Annotated in this window: 19 protein-coding genes; 10 read left to right on the top strand and 9 right to left on the bottom strand. The window is 60.8% G+C overall.

Annotated elements, in window-relative coordinates:
• Positions 1-38: 38 nt before the first annotated feature.
• Complete coding sequence (gene dapD, locus ABIE28_RS14830; RefSeq protein WP_354064216.1) at positions 39-881, bottom strand: 2,3,4,5-tetrahydropyridine-2,6-dicarboxylate N-succinyltransferase; 843 nt, start codon at positions 879-881, stop codon at positions 39-41.
• A gap of 182 nt (positions 882-1,063) precedes the next feature.
• On the opposite strand from dapD, the gene ABIE28_RS14825 reads away from it, so the two are divergent.
• On the top strand, positions 1,064-2,443 hold the full coding sequence (locus tag ABIE28_RS14825) for an FAD-containing oxidoreductase (protein WP_354064214.1): 1,380 nt from the start codon (positions 1,064-1,066) through the stop codon (positions 2,441-2,443).
• Positions 2,444-2,449: 6 nt separating this feature from the next.
• On the opposite strand, the gene ABIE28_RS14820 is transcribed toward ABIE28_RS14825, so the two are convergent.
• The 3 genes from ABIE28_RS14820 to ABIE28_RS14810 all read right to left on the bottom strand — a co-directional run bounded on the left by ABIE28_RS14820 (position 2,450) and on the right by ABIE28_RS14810 (position 4,950).
• Positions 2,450-3,283 (bottom strand): sugar phosphate isomerase/epimerase family protein, encoded by an 834-nt coding sequence (locus ABIE28_RS14820; RefSeq protein ID WP_354064211.1) that lies wholly within the window; start codon positions 3,281-3,283, stop codon positions 2,450-2,452.
• A 74-nt stretch (positions 3,284-3,357) separates the two neighbouring features.
• A complete protein-coding gene (locus ABIE28_RS14815; RefSeq protein WP_354064209.1) occupies positions 3,358-4,182 on the bottom strand; it encodes an amidohydrolase family protein in 825 nt (274 codons plus the stop codon).
• Between the two features lie 3 nt (positions 4,183-4,185).
• Positions 4,186-4,950, bottom strand: a complete 765-nt coding sequence (locus ABIE28_RS14810) for an IclR family transcriptional regulator (protein ID WP_354064207.1) — start codon at positions 4,948-4,950, stop codon at positions 4,186-4,188.
• Positions 4,951-5,081: 131 nt separating this feature from the next.
• On the opposite strand from ABIE28_RS14810, the gene ABIE28_RS14805 reads away from it, so the two are divergent.
• The 5 genes from ABIE28_RS14805 to ABIE28_RS14785 all read left to right on the top strand — a co-directional run bounded on the left by ABIE28_RS14805 (position 5,082) and on the right by ABIE28_RS14785 (position 10,867).
• Positions 5,082-6,644: a sugar ABC transporter ATP-binding protein gene (locus tag ABIE28_RS14805; protein WP_354064205.1), complete on the top strand. Its 1,563-nt coding sequence runs from the start codon at positions 5,082-5,084 to the stop codon at positions 6,642-6,644.
• Positions 6,641-7,639, top strand: coding sequence for an ABC transporter permease (locus ABIE28_RS14800; RefSeq protein WP_354064203.1), 999 nt, complete (start codon positions 6,641-6,643; stop codon positions 7,637-7,639). Before ABIE28_RS14805 ends, ABIE28_RS14800 begins: the two co-directional genes overlap by 4 nt.
• An 88-nt stretch (positions 7,640-7,727) precedes the next feature.
• Positions 7,728-8,672, top strand: a complete 945-nt coding sequence (locus ABIE28_RS14795; RefSeq protein WP_354064201.1) for an ABC transporter substrate-binding protein — start codon at positions 7,728-7,730, stop codon at positions 8,670-8,672.
• A gap of 54 nt (positions 8,673-8,726) precedes the next feature.
• On the top strand, positions 8,727-9,458 hold the full coding sequence (locus ABIE28_RS14790; RefSeq protein ID WP_354064199.1) for an SDR family oxidoreductase: 732 nt from the start codon (positions 8,727-8,729) through the stop codon (positions 9,456-9,458).
• 134 nt (positions 9,459-9,592) lie between these two features.
• Positions 9,593-10,867, top strand: a complete 1,275-nt coding sequence (locus ABIE28_RS14785; RefSeq protein ID WP_354064197.1) for an L-fuconate dehydratase — start codon at positions 9,593-9,595, stop codon at positions 10,865-10,867.
• On the opposite strand, the gene ABIE28_RS14780 is transcribed toward ABIE28_RS14785, so the two are convergent.
• From ABIE28_RS14780 to ABIE28_RS14770, 3 genes are all read right to left on the bottom strand, one after another.
• On the bottom strand, positions 10,864-11,655 hold the full coding sequence (locus tag ABIE28_RS14780) for a GGDEF domain-containing protein (protein ID WP_354064195.1): 792 nt from the start codon (positions 11,653-11,655) through the stop codon (positions 10,864-10,866). The genes ABIE28_RS14785 and ABIE28_RS14780 overlap by 4 nt on opposite strands.
• A gap of 89 nt (positions 11,656-11,744) precedes the next feature.
• Positions 11,745-12,203: a PM0630 family protein gene (locus ABIE28_RS14775; RefSeq protein ID WP_354064193.1), complete on the bottom strand. Its 459-nt coding sequence runs from the start codon at positions 12,201-12,203 to the stop codon at positions 11,745-11,747.
• A 29-nt stretch (positions 12,204-12,232) separates the two neighbouring features.
• Positions 12,233-13,465 (bottom strand): aminopeptidase, encoded by a 1,233-nt coding sequence (locus ABIE28_RS14770; RefSeq protein WP_354064191.1) that lies wholly within the window; start codon positions 13,463-13,465, stop codon positions 12,233-12,235.
• An 827-nt stretch (positions 13,466-14,292) separates the two neighbouring features.
• Between ABIE28_RS14770 and ABIE28_RS14765 the strand changes: the two genes are divergently transcribed.
• Positions 14,293-16,098, top strand: a complete 1,806-nt coding sequence (locus tag ABIE28_RS14765; RefSeq protein ID WP_354064189.1) for an ABC transporter ATP-binding protein — start codon at positions 14,293-14,295, stop codon at positions 16,096-16,098.
• A 50-nt stretch (positions 16,099-16,148) separates the two neighbouring features.
• Here the strand turns inward: ABIE28_RS14765 and ABIE28_RS14760 are convergent, their stop codons facing one another.
• A complete protein-coding gene (locus ABIE28_RS14760) occupies positions 16,149-16,475 on the bottom strand; it encodes a YARHG domain-containing protein (protein ID WP_354064187.1) in 327 nt (108 codons plus the stop codon).
• A gap of 162 nt (positions 16,476-16,637) precedes the next feature.
• Between ABIE28_RS14760 and ABIE28_RS14755 the strand changes: the two genes are divergently transcribed.
• A complete protein-coding gene (locus ABIE28_RS14755; RefSeq protein ID WP_354064185.1) occupies positions 16,638-17,558 on the top strand; it encodes a VOC family protein in 921 nt (306 codons plus the stop codon).
• A gap of 56 nt (positions 17,559-17,614) precedes the next feature.
• A complete protein-coding gene (locus ABIE28_RS14750; protein ID WP_354064183.1) occupies positions 17,615-18,160 on the top strand; it encodes a DUF924 family protein in 546 nt (181 codons plus the stop codon).
• Positions 18,161-18,243: 83 nt separating this feature from the next.
• Here ABIE28_RS14750 and ABIE28_RS14745 read toward each other — a convergent pair whose 3' ends face one another.
• Entirely contained in the window at positions 18,244-19,155 is a 912-nt protein-coding gene (locus ABIE28_RS14745) for a sugar kinase (protein ID WP_354064181.1), read from the bottom strand.
• Between the two features lie 179 nt (positions 19,156-19,334).
• On the opposite strand from ABIE28_RS14745, the gene ABIE28_RS14740 reads away from it, so the two are divergent.
• A complete protein-coding gene (locus ABIE28_RS14740; RefSeq protein ID WP_354064179.1) occupies positions 19,335-20,804 on the top strand; it encodes a mannitol dehydrogenase family protein in 1,470 nt (489 codons plus the stop codon).
• Positions 20,805-20,811: the final 7 nt, after the last annotated feature.

Below are 20,811 nucleotides of genomic sequence, written 5' to 3'. Positions count from 1 at the left end.
ATACCTTAGGTGAATCGCAAGAAACCCGCCAGTCCGGCTTAGTCGCGCAGCAGGTCGTTGATGCCGGTCTTGGAACGGGTCTGTGCGTCCACGGTCTTGACGATCACGGCGCAGTAAAGGTTGGGGCCGGGCGTGCCATCTGGCAGCGGCTTGCCGGGCAGCGAGCCCGAGACGACCACAGAGTAGGGTGGCACCTTGCCAATGTGGATTTCGCCAGTGCTGCGGTCGACGATCTTGGTCGATGCGCCGATGAACACGCCCATCGAAATCACGGCGCCTTCGCCGACGACAACGCCTTCGACAACTTCCGAACGCGCGCCGATGAAGCAGTTGTCCTCGATGATGACGGGACCGGCCTGCAGTGGCTCCAGCACGCCGCCAATGCCGACGCCGCCCGAGATATGCACGTTCTTGCCGATCTGTGCGCAGGAGCCGACGGTGACCCAGGTGTCGACCATCGTGCCTTCATCGACATAGGCGCCGACATTGACAAAGCTTGGCATCAAAATGACGTTCTTGGCGATATAGGCCGGGCTGCGCACCACGGCGCCGGGAACGGCGCGGAAGCCAGCGGCGCGGAATTCGCTCTCGCCCCAGCCTTCAAACTTGGTGTCGACCTTGTCCCAATAGTGCGAGCCACCGGGTGCGCCTTCGATCAGCTTGTTGTCGTTGAGGCGGAAGTTCAACAGCACGGCTTTCTTCAGCCACTGATTGACCTGCCACGCGCCGTCAACCTTTTCGGCCACGCGGGCTGCGCCGGTATCGAGCAGACGCAGCGCCGTTTCCACGGCATCACGCACTTCCCCTTTGGTGTCAAAACGGATCTCGGAACGCGCCTCGAAGGCGGCATCAATGGTCTTGGCGAGATCGGCGTGAGACATGGCTGTTTCCTTGGATGAATTCGAGCGGACCATAGCCTCGAGCGCCAGCGTGTCAATCGCCCGCAATAACGTAGCCGCTCAACACCAGTCGTCTTAGACGGATTGCGGTGATGCACGCCCCTCAAATCCTCTGGCGCGCGATTTGGCATCGCCGTAAGCTTGCATGGATTTGGAGGGGTGCCATGTCAGAGAAATTCGATGCAATTGTCATAGGGGCTGGTCAATCCGGCCCCTTTCTTGCGGCCCGTCTGGCCGAAGCCGGGCGCAAGGTCGCCGTCATCGAGCGCCAACACATTGGCGGCACCTGCGTCAACGATGGCTGCACCCCAACCAAGACGCTCGTCGCCAGTGCCCGCGCCGCCTGGTCCGCCCGCCATGCCGCCGATTTCGGTGTGACCATCAAGGGCCAGATCAGCGTCGATATGAAGGCGGTCAAGGCGCGCAAGGATCGCGTCGTCAACGCTTCCGTCAAAAGCCTCACCGACTGGTTGGGCGGCCTCAAGACGCTTGAATACATCAAGGGCACCGGCAGCTTTATTTCACCTACCGAAGTGACAGTCGGCAAACGCACCCTGACCGCGCCCGAGATTTTCATCAATTCCGGCGCAACGGCCACGATCCCCGATTGGCCGGGGCTCAAAAGCGTGCCCTATCTGACCAATACCTCGATGATGAATGTCGATACGCTGCCGAGCCATCTCATCATTGCCGGCGCCAGCTATATCGGCCTCGAATTTGCGCAGATGTACGCCCGCTTCGGCGCCAAGGTCACGGTCATCGAACGCGGCCCGCGCCCGGCCTCGCGCGAAGACGAGGATATCTCGGCCGCCATTCGTGCCATTCTCGAAGCCGAAGGCGTCACCTTCTTTTTCGATAGCACTATCGAAGCGGTGGCCAAGGCCGGGCATGGCGTGCTTCTGTCGATCCGGCGCGGCGAACGCCTCGCGTCCGTGGAAGGCTCGCACCTCCTGGTGGCGCTGGGTCGCACGCCCAACAGCGCCGACCTCAACCTGGCCGCTGCCGGGATCAAAACCGACGAACGCGGCTACATCCCGGTCGACGATCACCTCCGCACCGAGGTCAAAGGCATCTGGGCCATGGGCGACGTCAACGGTCGCGGCGCCTTCACCCACACGTCCTACAATGACTTCGAAATCGTGGCTGACAATGTCATCGACGGCGGCAAGCGCTCTATAGCCGGACGCGTGCCGGTCTATGGACTGTTCATCGACCCGCCGCTGGGCCGCATCGGGATGAGCGAAACCGAAGTCCGCAAGTCGGGCAAGAGGGCATTGATGGGCGTCATGTCGATGGCCAAGGTCGCTCGTGCCAGAGAGCGCGGTGAAACGCAGGGCCTGATGAAAGTTCTGGTCGACGCCGAGTCCAAGAAAATCCTCGGCGCCGCCCTTTTGGGTATTGGGGGCGATGAAGTGGTGCATTCCCTGCTGCAACTGATGGTGGCGGGCACGCCCTACACCACCATGATGCACACGGTGCACATTCACCCGACCGTCAGCGAATTGATCCCGACCTTGCTGGCCGATCTCAAGCCGCTGACCTGATCGCGCTTAAAGATCGCGCGAGGTGATGAAGTCCCTCTCGACCGAAAGGCCGTGCCACTCGTTGGGAATTTCATTGTCAAAGATCAGCGTGTAGGGACCCTTGTAGCCGGCTTCTTCCGCCAGCGTTACACAAGCGCCGTAGTCGGCTTCATCCAAATCGCCATCGACAAAATTCGCCCGTGCGTGGCAAAGCTCTGCCCGGCTGAAGATCGACTTGAGGTCGCTGTATTTTTCCGGCCCGCTCCAGTTGCCGAAATCGCCCAGCAGGCCAACACGGCCTTCCAGCCGGTCGAGCAAGTAGTGGACGTGGGCAGGTTCGGACAGCAGTTCGAACCAGTTCTCGGTCACCAGCCGCACCGACGATCCGGCATTTCCGGCCGCCAACTCGTTGAGCGCTCGTGCAGAGCGGTCCAGCGTTTCGCTGGTCGGCTTCTGCTTGCCGGCGATAACGCGCGCCTTTTCAGCGCCCAGCTCGTTGGCCACTTCGATCCAACCGGCGATCCATTTCTGGTCACGCAGGCCATGCACGGGGTCGGTTATGTCGCCCGCATCGATCAGCAGCGTCTGCAGTTTCACGTCGGCGATCTTGAGCTGGTCGCGCAACTCGCCGAGATAAACCGGATCACGGCTGCGCAGGTGAAACGACACGATTTCGAGCCTGTTATAGCCGTGATTGGCCAGCACTGAAGGCAGCCCGAGCAGCGACTCCTCGCCCTCACCATACGTCTCGGTCATCGGACCGATCTCGTTGGTCGTCAGATCATGCGGATAGACGGCTCCAAGCAGTCGGTGCAGCGACCAGGTTGAGACGGCGATACGGTCGGCACTGATCTGAGGCATGGCTGCTTCCTTGTATTTATGGTGCTGGGATAACGCCGAAGCGGGTGAAAGTATCCGTTCAGACTGGCAAACAATCAGACCTTGTAGAAATGCTCCGCGTTGCGGTGGAACAGCTTGGCCTGCTCGTCTTCGCTGGCATCCTTGACGATGTGCCTGATGGCCTTGACCCAATCGGTCAGCGTGCCGCGGGTCACCGTCGCCACGGGATGATCCGAACCCCAGACCACGCGATCCCAGCCAAAGCTTTCGATCACATGCTCCACGTAAGGGCGTAGGGTTTCGGCCGTCCAGCCGGGATTGCAGTGATTGACGATGCCGGAAATCTTGCCGACCACGTTCTGGTTCTTGGCGATTTCCTTAAGGCTCGCCCGCCATGGATCGAGCCCCAGACCATTGATGTCGGGATTGCCGCAATGGTCGAGAATGAAGGTCACGTCCGGCGCCTTCTGTGCCAGATCAACGCCCAGATGCAGCTGGTCAGCGCGCAGGCAGAGATCAAAGCTCAGGTCGTAATCGGGCAGGTGGCGCAGGTTTTCGACAAACAGGTCTGACTGACTGAGATCGTCGGGTGACTCGTGCAAAATGCGCCGCACACCTTTGATATGCGCATGCTCGCTCAGGCGCTCGATCTGGTCGACGAAATTCATGTGTTCCGGGCGGCAGGCGGCAATCGCGCCGGCAATACGCGGTAGGCCGAGCACGAATTCGGTTTCGCCGACAATGTCTGCCTCGGCGACGTCGACTTCCATATGCAGCGCCGACTCGATCCCCAGCGGCACCGCCTCGGCAAAATAGCTCTCAAGGCTCCATGGCTTGTTGAGCGCGGGCGCATTGGCCAGCCACGGATAGGTGAAGCAATCAGGATAGATCAGGTGCAGATGGGTATCGAGAAGACGCATGAACTATCCTTTGGAACGTTGAGAAATCTCGCGCCCGGCATCGCGCAGCATCTCAAGAGCGCGCTGCATGTCTGGCGCGTCGTATTTGTCCAGTCGTTGCGTGTAAGGGCAAGTGATAACCGCAAGCACACTGCCCATTGGCCCAAAGATTGGCACCGTCAGGTTGAACACGCCGCTGACCTGGGCGCTGGGCATGGTCTCGTAGCCCTGCTCACGAATGCTGACGAGCCGAGCCTCCAACCCCTTGGGCATTTTTTCGGGACCGTCCAGACCTTGTTCTTCCAGCATCAGCTTGCGTTCCTCGGGCGAGGCGAAGGCCAGGAACACATGGCCTGAACCGGTATTGACCAGACTGATGCGGGAGCCGATGCGAATCGAGACGTTCCAGTAGCCGGGACTGTCGAACTGGGCGATGACGACCAAAAGATTTCGATCCTGCACCACCAGATGCACCGCCTGCTCCGCTCGTAACGCAAAGCCGCGCAGCACGGGCGTCGCCTGGCTGACCAGTCGGTGCAGCGGCGGCCGCTGATGCGCCAGCTCGAACAGCTTGAGCGTCACCTCATAACGATCCTCGCTGGTGCGGCGCACATAGTCGCGGCGCACTAGCCGGTCGAGCATGCGGTAAATTTCATTGGGCGAGCGGTCGAGCGCCTTGGCAATCTCGGCTTGGCTCAGCCCATCCGCAGTGGCTGCCAGCAGCTCGAGAATGTCGAGCCCCTTGTCCAGCGCCGGCGCGCGGTAGCGGTCTTCGGGTTCCTCTCCCATTCGTCACTTCGCCTCCCCACGTTTTCGTGTGCACTATGGCTTGGCACGGTTGGTCCTTGCCAGCTTGTTTCATTTATGAATAGATTGTTCGTATGCGCATCGCAAGAATGTGCTGGGAGGACTTTCGATCAATGCCGCTTATCCCCGCCAGCTCGGCGCATGATGACGTGCAGCCGCTTGTCGAGATGCAGGATATCGACAAGTCGTTTCCAGGCGTTCGGGCGCTGTCGAAGGCCCGTTTCGATCTGCGCCCCGGTGAGGTTCATGCCCTGATGGGGGAGAACGGCGCGGGCAAGTCGACGCTGATGAAAATTTTGGCGGGCGTCTACACGCGGGATGCTGGCGAGGTCCGTCTCGATGGTCAGCCGGTGGAGATCACCAGCCCGCGCCAGGCCCAGGATATGGGGATCGGCATCATCCATCAGGAACTGGCGCTGATGCGCGACCTGACGGCGGCGCAGAACATTTTCATCGGCCGCGAACCGCGTCGGGCCTTCTGGCTCGATGAGCGCGAGCTCAATCGCCGGGCGCAGACGATCTTTGACTCGATGAACCTCAAGCTCGACCCGACGGTAAAGGTGGAAACCCTGACCATTGCCCGCCAGCAGATGGTCGAGATCGCCAAGGCGCTGAGCTACAAGTCGCGGGTGCTCATCATGGATGAGCCGACGGCTGCGCTCAACGATGCCGAGATTGCCGAACTGTTCGCCATCATCAATCGGCTCAAGGCCGAAGGCGTTGGCATCGTCTACATCTCGCACAAGATGGACGAGATCAAACGCATCTCGGACCGCGTCACCATCATGCGCGATGGCGAGTTTGTCGGGACAGTGCCGGCGGCGGAAACCTCCATCGAGACCATCATTTCGATGATGGTGGGGCGGACCCTCAGCAATGAAAAGCCGGTGTTCCCCAACACCTCGGCGGCGCCGGTGGCGCTCGAAGTGCGCAACCTCAACCGTGGCCGCGAAATCCGCGATGTCAGCTTTTCGGTGCGCAAAGGCGAGATCCTCGGCTTTGCCGGACTGATGGGGGCAGGGCGCACCGAAGTCGCCCGCGCCATCTTTGGCGCCGATCGACGCGAGGGCGGCGAGATCTGGGTCAATGGCAACCGCGTCGGCATCTCTTCGCCGCAGGATGCCGTGCGGGCCGGCATTGGTTATCTGTCCGAAGACCGCAAGAATTTCGGCCTCGCGACCGGGTTGGATGTCCGCAACAATATCGCGCTGCCCAGCCTGTCGCGGTTCACAGGGATTGGTGGCGTGCTCAATGATGGCGCCATCCACGACACCGCCGTCCAATACATCAAGCAGCTGGCCATCAAGACGCCAAGCGATGCGCAGGAAGCCCGGCTGCTGTCGGGCGGCAATCAGCAAAAGGTGGTCATTGCCAAATGGCTGCTGCGCGATTGCGATATCCTGATCTTTGACGAACCCACCCGCGGCATCGATGTCGGCGCCAAGTCAGAAATCTACAAACTGCTCAATGCACTGGCCGCCGAGGGCAAGGCGATCATCATGATCTCCTCGGAACTCCCGGAAGTGCTGCGCTTGTCGCACCGGATCGCCGTGATGTGCGAAGGGCGCCTGACCGGCACACTGCCCGGCGGCGCCTCGCAGGAAGAGATCATGCGGCTGGCCACCCTGCGCCCCAGCGCCGTTGCCGAACCAACCCCTGAACGGAGGTCAGCATGACCGACACTGCAGCCCCCGCAACCAAGTCTGGCGGCATCAAGATTTCGGGCGCCTTCCATCGGCTGCTGGCCTTTTCCGGCCTGATCGCGCTGGTCGTGGTGTTCTCGCTGGCCTCGCCTAACTTCATGCAGACCCAGAACATTCTGGCTATTCTGCAGGCCACCTCGGTCAATGGCGTGCTGGCGATTGCCGCGACCCTGGTGATCATCACCGGCGGCATCGATCTGTCGGTCGGCACGCTGATGACCTTCTGCGCCGTGATCACCGGTGTGGTGCTGACCTATCTCGGTCTGCCGCTACCACTGGGTGTGCTGGCCTCGATCCTCGCCGGCACCGCCTGTGGCCTGGTCTCGGGCACCATCATTGCCAAGCTCAAGGTGCCACCCTTCATTGCCACGCTGGGCATGATGATGGTGCTCAAGGGCCTGTCGCTGGTGATCTCGGGCACCAAGCCGATCTACTTTAACGGCACGCCGGGCTTTAACCAGATCGCGCTCGGTTCGATCGTCGGCAATGTCTTCCCGGCTGTTCCCATCCCCAATGGCGTGTTGATCCTGTTCGCTGTCGCCATTATTGCCGCCTTCGTTCTGAGCAAGACGGCACTGGGTCGCTATACCTTCGCGCTCGGCAGCAATGAAGAAGCCGTGCGGCTCTCGGGCGTCAATGTCGATCGCTGGAAGATCGCGGTTTACGCGACCGCCGGCGCCATCTGCGGTGTTGCAGGTCTCTTGATCGCCTCGCGCCTCAATTCGGCGCAGCCAGCCCTCGGGCAGGGCTATGAGCTTGATGCCATCGCGGCCGTGGTCATTGGCGGCACCTCGCTCAGTGGCGGTCGCGGCACCATCCTTGGCACGCTGATTGGCGCGCTGATCATCGCCGTGCTGGCCAGTGGCCTGCGCATCCTTTTGGTCCCCCAGGAATGGCAGACGGTGGTCACCGGCTCGATCATCATCCTGGCGGTCTATGCCGATATCCTGCGGCGCCGCACACTTTAGGCGCCGACGATCCATGCGCCTTCGGGCGCCAACAAGAGAGCCTAAGCTCCGCCTGATGACGACCATCACTCAAACGGGAGGACTAACAATGTTCACCAGACGCACCCTGCTCGGCGCCCTTAGCGCCATTTCGCTCCTGGCCGCGACCGGTTTCGCCACCGCCCAGGAAAAGTACGACATCGCGCTGATCTCCAAAGGCTTCCAGCACCAGTTCTGGCAGGCTGTGAAGGCCGGTGCCGACAAGGCCGCAGCTGAACTCGGCGTCACGGTGACCTTCGAAGGTCCAGACAATGAGACCCAGGTCGACCGTCAGATCGATATGCTGGCCGCAGCTCTTGCCCGTAAGCCAAGCGCCATCGGTTTTGCCGCGCTCGACAGCCAGGCTGCTATCCCGCTGCTGGAACAGGCCAAGGCCGCCAACATTCCGGTCATCGCTTTTGACTCCGGCGTCGACAGCGACATCCCGTTGACCACCGCCACCACCGACAACGTCGCGGCTGCCGCACTGGCCGCCGACAAGATGGCCGAACTCATCGGCGGTTCGGGCAAGGTTGCCGTCGTCGCCCACGACCAGACCAGCCGCACCGGCATTGATCGCGTTGACGGGTTCGTCAACCGCATCAAGGAAGCCTATCCCAACATCGAAGTGGTGACCGTCCAGTACGGTGGCGGCGACCAACTGCAGTCGACTGAAATCACCAAGTCGATCCTGCTTGCAACCCCTGACCTCAAGGGCATTTTCGGCGCCAACGAAGGTTCCGCCATTGGTGTGGCCAATGGCAAGACGGAGCTGAACAGCGACGTCGTGGTTATCGGCTTCGACTCCGGTGCAGCCCAGAAGGCCATGGTTGCAAGTGGCGTCATGGCCGGCGCCATTACCCAGAACCCGGTTGGCATCGGCTACGAAACCGTCTCGGCTGCCGTCAAGGCGCTGAAGGGCGAAACCCTGCCTCCAATCATCGACACTGGCTTCTACTTCTACGACGCCAAGAACATGAACGACGCCGACATCGCGGCGGTTCTCTACGACTAAAATAACCGGGCCGGGCGGCAAAGTCCGGCCCATTCTCTCTGCAGGAAATCCTCTATGTCTGACCTCACCGGCAAAATCGTTCTCATCACCGCCGCCGCACAGGGCATTGGCCGCGCCTCGGTTGAAGCCTTCGTCAAGGCGGGCGCCAAGGTGATCGCGACTGACGTTAATGCAGCCAAGCTTGCGGAACTCGATGGCGTTCCGGGTGTCACAACCCGCCTGCTAGACGTTTTGTCGGCTGATGCGGTCAAGACTGCCGTTGCCGAGATCGGCCGGATCGATGTCTTGTTCAACTGCGCAGGCGTGGTCCATTCCGGCACCGTGCTTGAAATGAGCGATAAGGACCTCGATTTCGCACTGGACCTGAATGTACGCGCCCAGATCCGAACCATTCAGGCTGTGCTGCCGCAGATGATCGAACGCCAGGACGGCGCCATCATCAACATGGCCACAGTCGCCAGTTCGGTCAAAAGCGTGCCAAACCGCGCCGCCTACTCCATCTCCAAGGCTGCCGTCGTCGGCCTCACCAAGTCGGTTGCTGCCGACTATGTGACGCAGAACATTCGCGTCAACGCCATCTGCCCCGGCACGGTGGAAAGCCCAAGCCTGCATGAGCGCTGGCACGCCACCGGCGACTTTGAAGCCGCCAAAAAGGCCTTCATCGCCCGCCAGCCGATCGGCCGCATCGCGCGTCCCGACGAAGTCGCCGACCTCGCAGTTTATCTGGCGGGAGCAACCTACACGACCGGACAGGTCCAGATCATTGATGGCGGCTGGACGGCCTGATTTCGATAGCACGACCTCGTCCTTCGACAGGCTCGGGATGAGGTCTACTGAGACTTTTTGAGCCGCACACAGACCTATCAGTAGACCCCATGGTGCCGCGCGCCGAACCACGCGGTCTTGCCACCGAGTATCCAATGACCAAGATCACCACCCTTTCCACCCACGACCTGCGTTTCCCCACCTCCGCCTCGCTCGATGGGTCGGACGCGATGAACCCGGATCCCGATTACTCGGCGGCCTATGTGATCCTCGGCACCGACGGTGCGCATGAAGGCCACGGGCTGACCTTCTCCATCGGGCGCGGCAATGAAGTTGTGGTTGCGGCGATCAAGGCGCTGGAAAGCCGAGTGATTGGTCTTGAACTCAGCTGGATTGCCGAGAACCCGGGCCGCTTCTGGCGACATGTAACGGGCGACAGCCAGTTGCGCTGGATCGGCCCAGACAAGGGCGCGATGCATCTGGCAACCGGCGCTGTAGTCAATGCCGTCTGGGACTTGCTCGCCAAGGATGCCGGCAAGCCGGTTTGGCAACTCGTCGCCGACATGACGCCCGAGCAACTCGTCTCGATCATCGACTTCCGTTACCTCACCGACGCGATCACGCCCGATGAGGCATTGGCGATCTTCAAAAAGGCCGAAGCGGGCAAGGCTGAGCGCATCGCAACGCTGCAGGCCGAAGGTTATCAGTGCTATACGACCTCGGCCGGCTGGCTGGGCTATTCCAACGAGAAGCTGACGCGCCTCGCCACAGAAGCGGTCGCCGAAGGCTTCCAGCACATCAAGATGAAGGTCGGTCGCGATCTCGACGACGACATCCGTCGTCTCGAAATCGTCCGCTCCATCATGGGGCCTGACCGCTATCTGATGATTGATGCCAATCAGGTCTGGGAAGTCGATCAGGCCATCGATTGGGTCAAGGAACTCAGCCGCTTCAACCCATACTTCATCGAAGAGCCAACCAGCCCTGATGACGTTTCAGGCCATAAGGCGATCCGCCAGGCCGTTGCGCCGGTCAAGGTGGCAACGGGCGAAATGTGCCAGAACCGTATCCTGTTCAAGCAGTTCATCAAGGACGGCGCCATCGACATCGTCCAGATCGATGCTTGCCGCATTGGCGGCCTGAACGAAGTGCTGTCGGTTCTACTGATGGCGACGAAATACGACCTGCCGGTCTGGCCGCATGCTGGTGGCGTGGGCCTCTGCGAATATGTGCAGCATCTGTCGATGATCGACTATTTGGTCGTCTCTGGCACCAAGGAAGGCCGCGTGATCGAATATGTCGATCACCTGCACGAGCACTTTATCGAGCCTTGCGACATCCGCAACGCAGCCTACATGCCGCCAAAGCTGCCTGGCTTCTCGATACAGATGAAGCGTGAATCCATCACGGCCAACGAGTTTAAGGGTTAGGCAGCCCTATTGAAGGCCGGCCGGACAATGTTGCGGCCGGCCGCCTTAGCCTGATAAAGCAGTTCGTCGGCCCGCGCGATCGCTTCGGACAAAGACTCTTTGGGTCCGATCTCGGCGACGCCCAGGCTGATGGTGAGCCCGGTCGATACACCCTTGAGACGGATCGCTTCGACGCCTGCGCGAAGTGCGTCGGCCAGCCGGATGGCATCAGCCAGACTGCAAAGCGGTAGCAGCGCAATAAATTCCTCACCGCCCCAACGGCAGAACAGGTCCGTCTCGCGTAACCGAGCGCTGCAGGTTTCCGCTACCGCCACCAGCGCGGCATCGCCCTTTTCATGGCCGAATTGGTCGTTGAGGCGTTTGAAATGGTCGATATCCATCATCACGATGGAGATGGGCGAACCATCGCGCCGCGAGCGAGCCAGGTCACGATCGGTGCCCTCGTAGAACCGCCGGCGATTGCCGACGCCGGTCAGCGGATCGGTCGCCGCGGTATTGGCAAGCGCTGCGCGGGTTTCCGCCAGTTCATAAGCCATGGTGAAGATGGCCCAGCTCACAAGCGGAGACACCACGGCAGGCGTCACAACGGCAAACGGCAACCACTCGATAGGCGGCACATATGGCATGGAGACATATATTGCCAAGCCGCAGACCACCACTGACAGCAATGTCGAGGCAGCTGTGGCAAGGATCACCGCCCGCACAATGCCCATCGATATCATGGCGTCGAGGCCCGCTTTGTAAAGCTGGCTTAGTTTACTGCTGCGCGGCGTCTGGCTCGTGGTCATCGAAAAACTATGGATCAACAAAGTTGCTTAGGTGTTAGCGTCGATGATCCACAGTTTCGCACGATTTCAGTTGCCGGCTCTGCAACGAACTACTGACGTGTCGGACGGCGTGTTTTCTGTTTCTCGACGATGAACGGGAACTCGCCCAATACCTTGTCGCCGACTTTGACGACGACTGTGTGTCCGCCCACCGGATCGCCAGTGGCCACGCACCAGCCATGTGAGATCCAGCCGTCTTGTGGCGACAACTGCAAAGCCGACGTTGCCGTCGTCTTGTCGTTCGAGATGGTCACATTGCTGCCAACGCCATTCCAGCTGGTGGGCGGCGCGGGCAGGGTGAAGATCTCGGTGACGTCAACTGCAGACTTGGCCTTGGCCAGCTTGAGCCGCCACTCGTAACAGGCGCCGTCAATCAGCGGGATGATCGTCGTGCTCTGGGGCGCCGAGCCATCATTGAGCTGCAGCACGAAGTCTGAATCGGTGACGGTTTGGGCTAAGGCGGGCTGCGCCAGAAAGAGGAGGCCGATAACGGGTAGCAAGCGTTTCATGCGGAGTCTTCCTGGCGCTGGTGTTTGTGCTAGTTGGCCCACTCGCCGCCGCGCATCACCGGTTCGGCGCTGCCGTCGGCATTGATGCCGTCGATGTCGATCTTGTCGCTGCCGATCATCCAGTCGATGTGGATGTTGGACGTATTGCCACCCTGTGCCGCGATCTGTTCCTGGGTCAGGTCCTTGCCGTTCACAAAGCAGTCCGAATAGCACTGGCCCTGCGCGATGTGGCACGAAGCGTTTTCGTCATAGAGCGTGTTGAAGAACAGTACGCCCGAAGCCGAAATCGGCGAGGAATGCGGCACGAGGGCCACTTCGCCGAGGTGACGGCCACCTTCGTCGGTGTCGAGCACCTTGTTGAACAGGTCCTGGTTCTTGGATGCCTTGAATTCGACGAGACGGCCGCCTTCAAAACGCGCCTGCATGTCCTCGATCAGCGCGCCATTGTGGCTGAGCGGCTTGGTGCCAGCCACATAGCCCTCCACGCGCAGCTTGTGCGGCGTGGTGAACACTTCTTCGGTCGGAATATTGGGGTTGCAGGTGATGCCGTTCTTGGCTTCCGACGCGCCGCCCTTCCAGCGATGGCCATCGGCCAGACCTACCGTGAGGTCGGTGCCTGGTCCGGTATATTTCAGCGCCGAGAAAGCTTTGCCGTTAAGCCAGGTCCAGCGCTTCTTGAGGTTGGCATTGTGATCCTTCCAGGCCGCAATCGGATCGTCCTGATCGACGCGCGACGCCTTAAAGATCGCGTCGGCCAGTTTGGTGACCGCTACGTCTTCGCTGTCGTTCGGGAACACCAGCTTGGCCCAGGCAGCGCTTGGGTAGGAAACGATGTTCCAGTTGATGTCAAAGCCGGTGATCAGCTGTAGCGCAGGCTTGTACGCTGCTGAATTGGCGCGCATGGCGCGGGTCACCTTGTCAGGGTCTTGCCCGGCCAGCATCATTGGGTTGTCGCCGGCAATGGCGAGGCGGGCCGCGTTGTTCTTGAACGCCTCGGCCATACCCGAATAGAGCCAGCCTGCCGCCTTGTCGAAGCTGGCGTCATTGGCGTGCTTGTAGCGGGCGAGGGTGGATTCCTCGTCGGAATAGATCGTGGTCACGACACCCGCACCAGCCTTGTAGGCATGTTCGGTGATGCGGCGAACCAGCGGAGCGGCGGTCATCGGCGCGGTCATCACCAGGTCCTGGCCTTCAGCCAGTTGCAGGCCAACCTTGATGGCGACCTGGGCGAGTTTGTCGAGCTTGACGGGATCAATAGTCATCTTGGGCGAATGCCTCTGTATTTTTGAATCGGTCGCAGAAAGCCTAGTCCCGGCGCGATGGCAATTCCACCCCGCCGAAATCGGAAAAACTCTTGACCTAAATCAAGGGTGAATTTGGGCGGTGTGAGATCTGTAGCGCAGTCATCACAGGAGCTTAGAAATGGCTGCCAATCTGCCCATCCTCATTACCGCTATTCTGTCCCTTTTCGGCATCTTCATGATCGGCCTCGCCTACGGCTCCTGGGCAACCCGCGACGTGGTACTGACGCCCAAAGACTGAGATCGCGCTGCATCCGGCCCGAAGGGAGAGGTTCGCCCGATCCATCGGGTGAGAGGGCAGCATTGCCGCGGCCACTGTACTCGTGCGGCTCTGAACCAACCCTAACCCTCTCCCTCACGGGAGGGGGCCTATCTGTCAAATGCTACGAGATGCTGCCACGCCCTCGTGGTTCGAGGGTCGCCACGCTCCCATCTCACCATGAGGTCTACTCTGGGCGTGCTGCCCCTGTGGCATTCCCGCACCAACTCTTGCGCCCGTTGAAAATACCAGGTTGGCAAGCCGGAACGGTTTGTCTACAAAACGTCCACCGCTTCAAATTTCGAACCAGGGAGGCGTTGTATGGCAGTGACATTTTCCAACCGCCCCCCGCTTGGCATGCCTCGACCTTAGGTCTTTGCCATTCGCGGCCCGCCTTTTTGTGGTCCGCCGCCTGTTTTTCATCATAGCCGACCTGATCTGACGGGATTACTGCGTCCCTCGCTGCGGCTGTGCCTTTCATCCCCTGTATCTGAGGGCCGGTTGCCGGAGAACGGCGCCGGGCTGCAATATGAGTCGCAAGAAACTCGATTTCCGTGCCGATGCCTTCCGTGATGTGCTCGGCTTCACCTTCCGCCACTGGGCCAAACAGCCTCTTCGCGCCACATTCATTGCCCTGCTGGTGCTGGGTGCAACGCTGGCCGAGGCGTTCAGCCCGGTCTTTGCCGGTCGTCTTGTCGATGCCGTCGCCTCGGGCACTGGCAATGACAATGCGTCCTGGATTCCAGCCGTCACCGCCTTTTGGACCATGGCGGGGCTTTACCTTGTCTCGGTGATCCTGCGTCAGTTTGTATTTTTCAACCTGATCACCTTCACGCTGCAGATCATGAACGACGTGATCGCCAACGCTTTCCATCGCGTGCAGCGCTTCTCGACCGATTGGCATGCCAACAGCTTTGCTGGTTCCACCGTCCGCAAGATCACGCGTGGCTCGAGCGCCATCGATCTTCTGAACGACACACTGCTGGTGGCGCTGCTGCCGTCGCTGGTCATGCTAGTCGGCGCGACCGTTATTCTCGGCGCATTCTGGCCGGTCATGGGTCTGGTCGTCGGCATCGGTTCGCTGATCTATGTTGTCCTGACGGTCTGGCTGTCGGTTGGCTTCGTTGCGCCTGCCGGTGCGTTGGCCAATGCCTGGGACACCAAGATGGGTGGCGCGCTGGCCGATGCGGTCAGCTGCAATTCGGTGGTCAAGGCCTTCGGCGCCGAAATGCGCGAGGAATCCATCCTTGGTCGTGTCGTCGCCAAATGGCGCAAGCGCACCCGCCGTGTCTGGCAGCGTGGCACGCTCAACGGCGGCGCGCAGGGCCTGATGATGGCTATCATGCAGACCGCTATTCTGGGTACCGCCTTGCTGCTGTGGCAGCAGGGTGCTGCAACGCCGGGCGACATCACCTTTGTTCTGACCATGTTCTTCGTCCTGCAAGGTCACCTGCGCGACGTCGGTCAGCACATCCGCAATCTGCAGCGCTCGGTCAACGACATGGAAGAACTGGTGGCGCTTGATCGTCAGCCGTTCGGCATTGCCGACAAGCCAGGCGCGACCAACATTGTCATCGACAAGGGCGAAATCGCCTTCGACAACGTCACCTTCCAGTATGGTTTGCACCGGACCCCGCTGTATCGCGATTTTTCGGTGCGCATTGCGCCGGGCGAACGCGTCGGTCTGGTTGGCCATTCCGGCTCGGGCAAGACCACGTTCGTCAAGCTAATCCAGCGGCTCTATGACATCAATGAGGGCGCCATCACTGTCGACGGCCAGAACATCGCCGATGTGAAGCAGTCCGATTTGCGTGGCCAGATCGCCATCGTGCAGCAGGAGCCAATCCTGTTCCACCGAACGCTAGCCGAAAACATCGCCTATGCCCGCCCCGGCGCCACCCGCGCCGAGATTGAGCTTGCGGCAAGTCAGGCCAATGCGCACGACTTCATCCAAAGCCTGCCCAAGGGCTATGAGACCATGGTTGGTGAGCGTGGCGTGAAACTGTCCGGTGGCGAGCGCCAGCGTGTCGCCATCGCTCGCGCGTTCCTGGCCGATGCTCGGGTGTTGATCCTCGACGAGGCAACATCGAGCCTCGACAGCGAAAGCGAAGTGCAGATCCAGGAGGCGATGGAACGCCTGATGGTTGGCCGCACCACGCTGGTCATTGCGCACCGTCTGTCGACCGTCCGCGCGCTTGACCGCCTGCTGGTGTTCGACAAGGGCCGCATTGTTGAGGAAGGCGATCACGCCGAACTCATCCGGCTCAATGGCGGTATCTATCGCCGCCTGTTCGAGCGCCAGGCACTAGAGCTTACCAAGGGCCTTGTCGCCTGAGACAAACCGCCGGGGCGAAAGCTCCGGCGTTTTTCATTGTTTGCGGGGCCCTACTTGCAGCCCTTGGCCTTTTCCACAGACTGGATGGTGGCGACGTTCTTGCGCTCATATACGTTGAGCCGCACCGACGCCTGATCGTTGATGTAGCAACCGTCATTGCTGAAACTCTGCTTGGCGCGGTTGGTCTGGAAGCAATAGCCGTTCTGTTGATAAATCATGTTTCTGACCTCCCAGAGCTGCTGGCACGTGCCCTGCTGCAGCGCCTGGGTGGTGAAATACTGGCTATCGTCGCAGCCCAGCCCTTCATAGCAGTTCGCCGTCGCCGCGCCTGTTCCGGCGAGCAGCGCGGCAACCGTCAAGATTATCCTCAAATTCATCACGAACCTCCCAAGGATGGCTGACCTCACCACGAAATGGGGTGGCGGGGAAGGGGGGCGATTGGCCGTTGTTTGGCGAACGATGCCTTCGCCACGGTGCCAATGGCTGCGGGCGGTGGCCGGTATTATATCTTGGGCAACAAATGAACCAGGAAGCGCGTCATGATTGATACCTCCGTCCAGACCAACGTCAAATCGGCCCCCATCCTGCCCCTGACCACGAAGCTGGGTACCGTCCATATCGCGGTGACCGACCGCGCCAAGGCCCTCGCCATCTGGCAGGACGTGGTTGGCCTCGACATCATCTCTGAAACCGGCAACGAGTTGACCCTCGGCGCAGGCGGCAAGCCGCTGATCGTACTCGAAACGGGCGCGACCCGCCCGAGTCAGCAGCACACGATCGGGCTCTATCACGTTGCTGTCCACGTGCCCAAACGGGTCGATATGGCCCAGCTGGCGGTTCGGGCCATGCAGCGTAATGTCCGAATTTCGCCGACCGATCACCTTGTCAGCGAAGCCATCTACCTGTGGGATCTTGATGGCAATGGCATTGAAATCACCTTTGAGACGCCTTGGCGCGGCCGGTTGGGTGATCCCGACAAGGGGGAAACCTACGCGATCACCGTCGATGGCAAGCGTCACTCGGGTCGCGACCCAATCGATCTCGATGGCCTGCTTGCCGAACTGGGGCCTGCGCCCGTAATCGTCCCCCGCATGCCTGAAGGCACGCGGATCGGGCACGTGCATGTCCATGTCAAAGACCTGCGCCAGTCGATGGAGTTCTATCGCGACGTGCTTGGTTTTGCCGGGTTCCTGCTCATCGACTCGTTCGGCATGGGCGATGTGGGGCTCGACTACATGCCCCACACCATCGCCTTCAACATCTGGTCTGGCCCCAACGCCAGCCTGCCCGTGGCCGGGTCCGCCGGCCTGCGCTGGTTCACCATCGTGCTGCCCGATGCCGCCACGCTCGACGGCGTCAAAACCCGACTGGTCAATGCCAATGCCGCCGTGACGCCCATCGACGGCGGCATCGAGACGCAGGACCCGTCTGGCAACCGCATCAAGATCATCCTGGCCTAGCCTTTGCACCGCAGAACGCGTTAGTCCTCCTGTCACATCGATAGGAGGACTTTTTCATGCGCACAGCTCAGGACATCATCACATTCTGGTTTGTCGACCACGGCATGGATGACTGGTTCGGCGGCAAGCCCGAATTCGATGCCGCGCTTGCTGAACGCTTTGCCGATACCCATCCCAAAGTCGCGCTGGGCGAAGCCTGGGATTGGCGCAAGACCGCCGAAGGGCGGCTGGCCGAACTCATCGTGCTCGATCAGTTTTCACGTCAGCTGCATCGCAACTCTGCCAAGGCTTTTGCGCAGGACACAATGGCAACGGCATTGGCGCAGGAAGCGATCACCGCCGGAGCAGACCAGGCGGTGGATGCCAAGTGGCGCATGTTCTTCTACATGCCCTTCATGCATGCGGAATCGCTGAAAGTGCAGGATGACGGCGTGCGCCTGTTCGCAGCGCTGAACGATGCTTTCCTTCTCGATTTCATGACCGGCCACCGCGACACAGTCGCGCGGTTCGGGCGGTTCCCGTTCCGGAACAAGGCGCTGGGCCGCGAGAGCACTGCCGAGGAATTGGCCTATATGGTAGAGCAGGGCGACCGGGCGTTTTAAGGGGCGGTGGGTGCGCGAGATTATACCGAACACACCGCCCGGATTCCTCCCCCTATCAGGGGGAGGCGAGGTGGGGGTATCCCCTAAACCAACAACTTCGGATCGACCAACGCACCCTTCTGCCCGATCACGACCCCAGCCACCCGGTGCGCCGCTTCCGCCGCCTCCTGCAGTGACTTGCCCGCCAACCGTGCCGACAGATACGCCCCGTTAAAACTGTCGCCGGCGCCCGTCGCATCGACCACCGTCGCACCGGGCTTGGGCGCAACCCTTACCCGCTCGCTCGCCGTGGCAATGAGCGCTTCGCCAGCACCATCCTTGACCACCACTTCCTCGACACCCAGTTCGAGATAGCGGTCGGCTGTGTCATCAACCGACTTGTCGCCAAACAGCGGTGCTTCATCGCTATGGGTCGGCAGAACCACATCACACAGCGTCGCTGCAGCCGTCAGCACGGCCGTCATAACGCGCGGGCTGGTCCACAGGGCAGGGCGGATATTGGTGTCGAACACGATCCGTGCACCGGCATCGCGCGCCTTGACGATGGCGCCGAGCAACCGGCCACGCGCCCGTGGCGTCAGAATGGCGAGGGTAATACCCGAGAAATACACCACGCTCGCCCCCTTGACCGCGGCTGCCAGCGCATCCTTGTCATCGGCCAAAAGTTTGGCAGCGGACGTATCGCGCCAATAGGTGAAGTGGCGGTCACCGTCTTGCTGATGGATCATGTAAAGGCCAGGGCGGCGGCCGGGCACGGTGCGGATATGGCTGGTGCCGATATTGTTGTCATCGAGGAACTGACGGATATCGCCCGAATAGCGATCTTCGCCCAGGCCTGTGTAATAGTCTACCGACCAATCCTCACCGAGCAGTGCGCGCATATACCAGGCGGTGTTGAGCGTATCACCCGCATAGCCAAGCCGGTATTGGCGATCTTCGCCGCCACTCATTTCGATCATGCATTCCCCGATGCTGACGAAGCGCTGCTGTGCCAAACACATCTCCTGCCTTGCGTGCCAGTCCTAGACGCGTTTGCGAACGAAAAACCGGTAGCCACTTTTACTGCAAACGCTCATGGCTTATGCCGGTAAAGCCCAATTCGCCGCAAGCCACTATCTTCCATACAAGATAGGAAGGCACTATGCTGCCCACGATTTTCAAGTCGGAGACTCCCATGACGCGCCTCAGCGCCGCCATTCTTGCCAACGCCCCCACCGGTGTTGCCGTGCCCAACTACGACCGGACCAAGGTCACTGCTGGCATCGTGCATCTGGGTATTGGCGCCTTCCATCGCGCGCATATGGCGGTCTATGTCGACGACCTGCTCAAGGACAATCCCGATTGGGCCATCGTCGGCGCCAGCCTCCGTCGTCCGGACACCAAGGAGGCGCTTGAGCCGCAGGACGGTCTCTACACAGTAGCCGTGCGCGATGCCTCCGGCACTCATCCGCGCATTATCGGCTCGATCCTCAAGGTGCTCGACGCCAATACGCAGCGTGAAGAACTGCTGTCGCTGATGGCCAGCCCTGCCATTCGGATCGTTTCGCTGACGGTGACGGAAAAGGGCTACTGCCACGATCCGGCAACCGGCGAGCTCGATCAGCGCCATCCCGACATCGTCCACGATCTGGCCAACCCGACCGAACCACATTCGGCTCCCGGCATGATTGTCGAGGCGTTGGCGCGCCGCAAAGCCGCAGGCATTGCTCCGTTCGCGGTGATGAGCTGCGATAACCTGCCGTCCAATGGCGCGACCGTGAAGCGCATCGTCACCAAGTTTGCCAGCCTGCGCGATGCAGCGCTGGGCGAATGGGTGGCCGAAGTCGCGTTCCCGGGCACCATGGTCGACCGCATCGTACCCTCCACGACCGATGCCGACCGCACGACGATTGCCGACCTGACCGGCGTCGACGATGCCTGGCCGATCATGACCGAGCCCTTTACCCAATGGGTTATCGAGGATGACTTCCCGCAGGGCCGTCCGCCGTTCGAAAAGGCCGGGGCGCAGCTGGTCAAGGACGTCGAGCCGTTCGAGCGCATGAAGCTGCGCATGCTCAACGGCAGCCATTCGACCATGGCCTACCTCGGCTATCTGTCTGGCTATGAATACATTTCCGACGTCATGGCAGACGAAAACTTCGTCACACTGATCCACGACCTCATGACCGAAGAAGCTATGCCAACGCTGGATATGCCCGGCGTTGACCTCGGTGCCTATCGCGATCAGTTGCTCAACCGTTTCCGCAATCCAGCGCTACAGCATCGCACCTGGCAGATCGCCATGGACGGCAGCCAAAAACTGCCCCAGCGCCTGCTCGGCACCATCCGCAATCGTCTCAATGCCGATCAGCCGTTCGACCGCCTTGCGCTCGGTGTCGCCGGTTGGATGCGTTATGTCATGGGCATCGACGAGAACGGCGACGAGATCGACGTGCGCGATCCGCTGGCTATGCGCATGCTGGCGATTGCCGCAGATGCAGGCGATGACGCCGAGGAGCTCTATATCGGGCTGGCGGGCCTGACCGAGGTGTTCGGCACCGATCTGGCTGAAAACCAGGCGTTCGGCGAGGCCGTGGCGACCCATCTCGATAGTCTGCTCGAGATTGGGGTGAAGGAAGCTGTGGCAGAGGTAGTTGCTGCTTAGGGGATAC

It is taken from the genome of Devosia sp. 2618 (genome assembly GCF_040546815.1).
Lineage (GTDB): Bacteria > Pseudomonadota > Alphaproteobacteria > Rhizobiales > Devosiaceae > Devosia.
The sequence above is the reverse complement of the archived record's forward strand: the minus strand, read 5'-3'. Positions and strand labels throughout refer to the sequence as shown.

Excerpts from the sequence above, each read along its gene's own strand:
- dapD (WP_354064216.1), bottom strand. The coding sequence starts at position 881 with ATGTCTCACGCCGATCTCGCCAAGACCATTGATGCCGCCTTCGAGGCG.
- ABIE28_RS14825 (WP_354064214.1), top strand. The coding sequence starts at position 1,064 with ATGTCAGAGAAATTCGATGCAATTGTCATAGGGGCTGGTCAATCCGGC.
- ABIE28_RS14820 (WP_354064211.1), bottom strand. The coding sequence starts at position 3,283 with ATGCCTCAGATCAGTGCCGACCGTATCGCCGTCTCAACCTGGTCGCTG.
- ABIE28_RS14815 (WP_354064209.1), bottom strand. The coding sequence starts at position 4,182 with ATGCGTCTTCTCGATACCCATCTGCACCTGATCTATCCTGATTGCTTC.
- ABIE28_RS14810 (WP_354064207.1), bottom strand. The coding sequence starts at position 4,950 with ATGGGAGAGGAACCCGAAGACCGCTACCGCGCGCCGGCGCTGGACAAG.
- ABIE28_RS14805 (WP_354064205.1), top strand. The coding sequence starts at position 5,082 with ATGCCGCTTATCCCCGCCAGCTCGGCGCATGATGACGTGCAGCCGCTT.
- ABIE28_RS14800 (WP_354064203.1), top strand. The coding sequence starts at position 6,641 with ATGACCGACACTGCAGCCCCCGCAACCAAGTCTGGCGGCATCAAGATT.
- ABIE28_RS14795 (WP_354064201.1), top strand. The coding sequence starts at position 7,728 with ATGTTCACCAGACGCACCCTGCTCGGCGCCCTTAGCGCCATTTCGCTC.
- ABIE28_RS14790 (WP_354064199.1), top strand. The coding sequence starts at position 8,727 with ATGTCTGACCTCACCGGCAAAATCGTTCTCATCACCGCCGCCGCACAG.
- ABIE28_RS14785 (WP_354064197.1), top strand. The coding sequence starts at position 9,593 with ATGACCAAGATCACCACCCTTTCCACCCACGACCTGCGTTTCCCCACC.
- ABIE28_RS14780 (WP_354064195.1), bottom strand. The coding sequence starts at position 11,655 with ATGACCACGAGCCAGACGCCGCGCAGCAGTAAACTAAGCCAGCTTTAC.
- ABIE28_RS14775 (WP_354064193.1), bottom strand. The coding sequence starts at position 12,203 with ATGAAACGCTTGCTACCCGTTATCGGCCTCCTCTTTCTGGCGCAGCCC.
- ABIE28_RS14770 (WP_354064191.1), bottom strand. The coding sequence starts at position 13,465 with ATGACTATTGATCCCGTCAAGCTCGACAAACTCGCCCAGGTCGCCATC.
- ABIE28_RS14765 (WP_354064189.1), top strand. The coding sequence starts at position 14,293 with ATGAGTCGCAAGAAACTCGATTTCCGTGCCGATGCCTTCCGTGATGTG.
- ABIE28_RS14760 (WP_354064187.1), bottom strand. The coding sequence starts at position 16,475 with ATGAATTTGAGGATAATCTTGACGGTTGCCGCGCTGCTCGCCGGAACA.
- ABIE28_RS14755 (WP_354064185.1), top strand. The coding sequence starts at position 16,638 with ATGATTGATACCTCCGTCCAGACCAACGTCAAATCGGCCCCCATCCTG.
- ABIE28_RS14750 (WP_354064183.1), top strand. The coding sequence starts at position 17,615 with ATGCGCACAGCTCAGGACATCATCACATTCTGGTTTGTCGACCACGGC.
- ABIE28_RS14740 (WP_354064179.1), top strand. The coding sequence starts at position 19,335 with ATGACGCGCCTCAGCGCCGCCATTCTTGCCAACGCCCCCACCGGTGTT.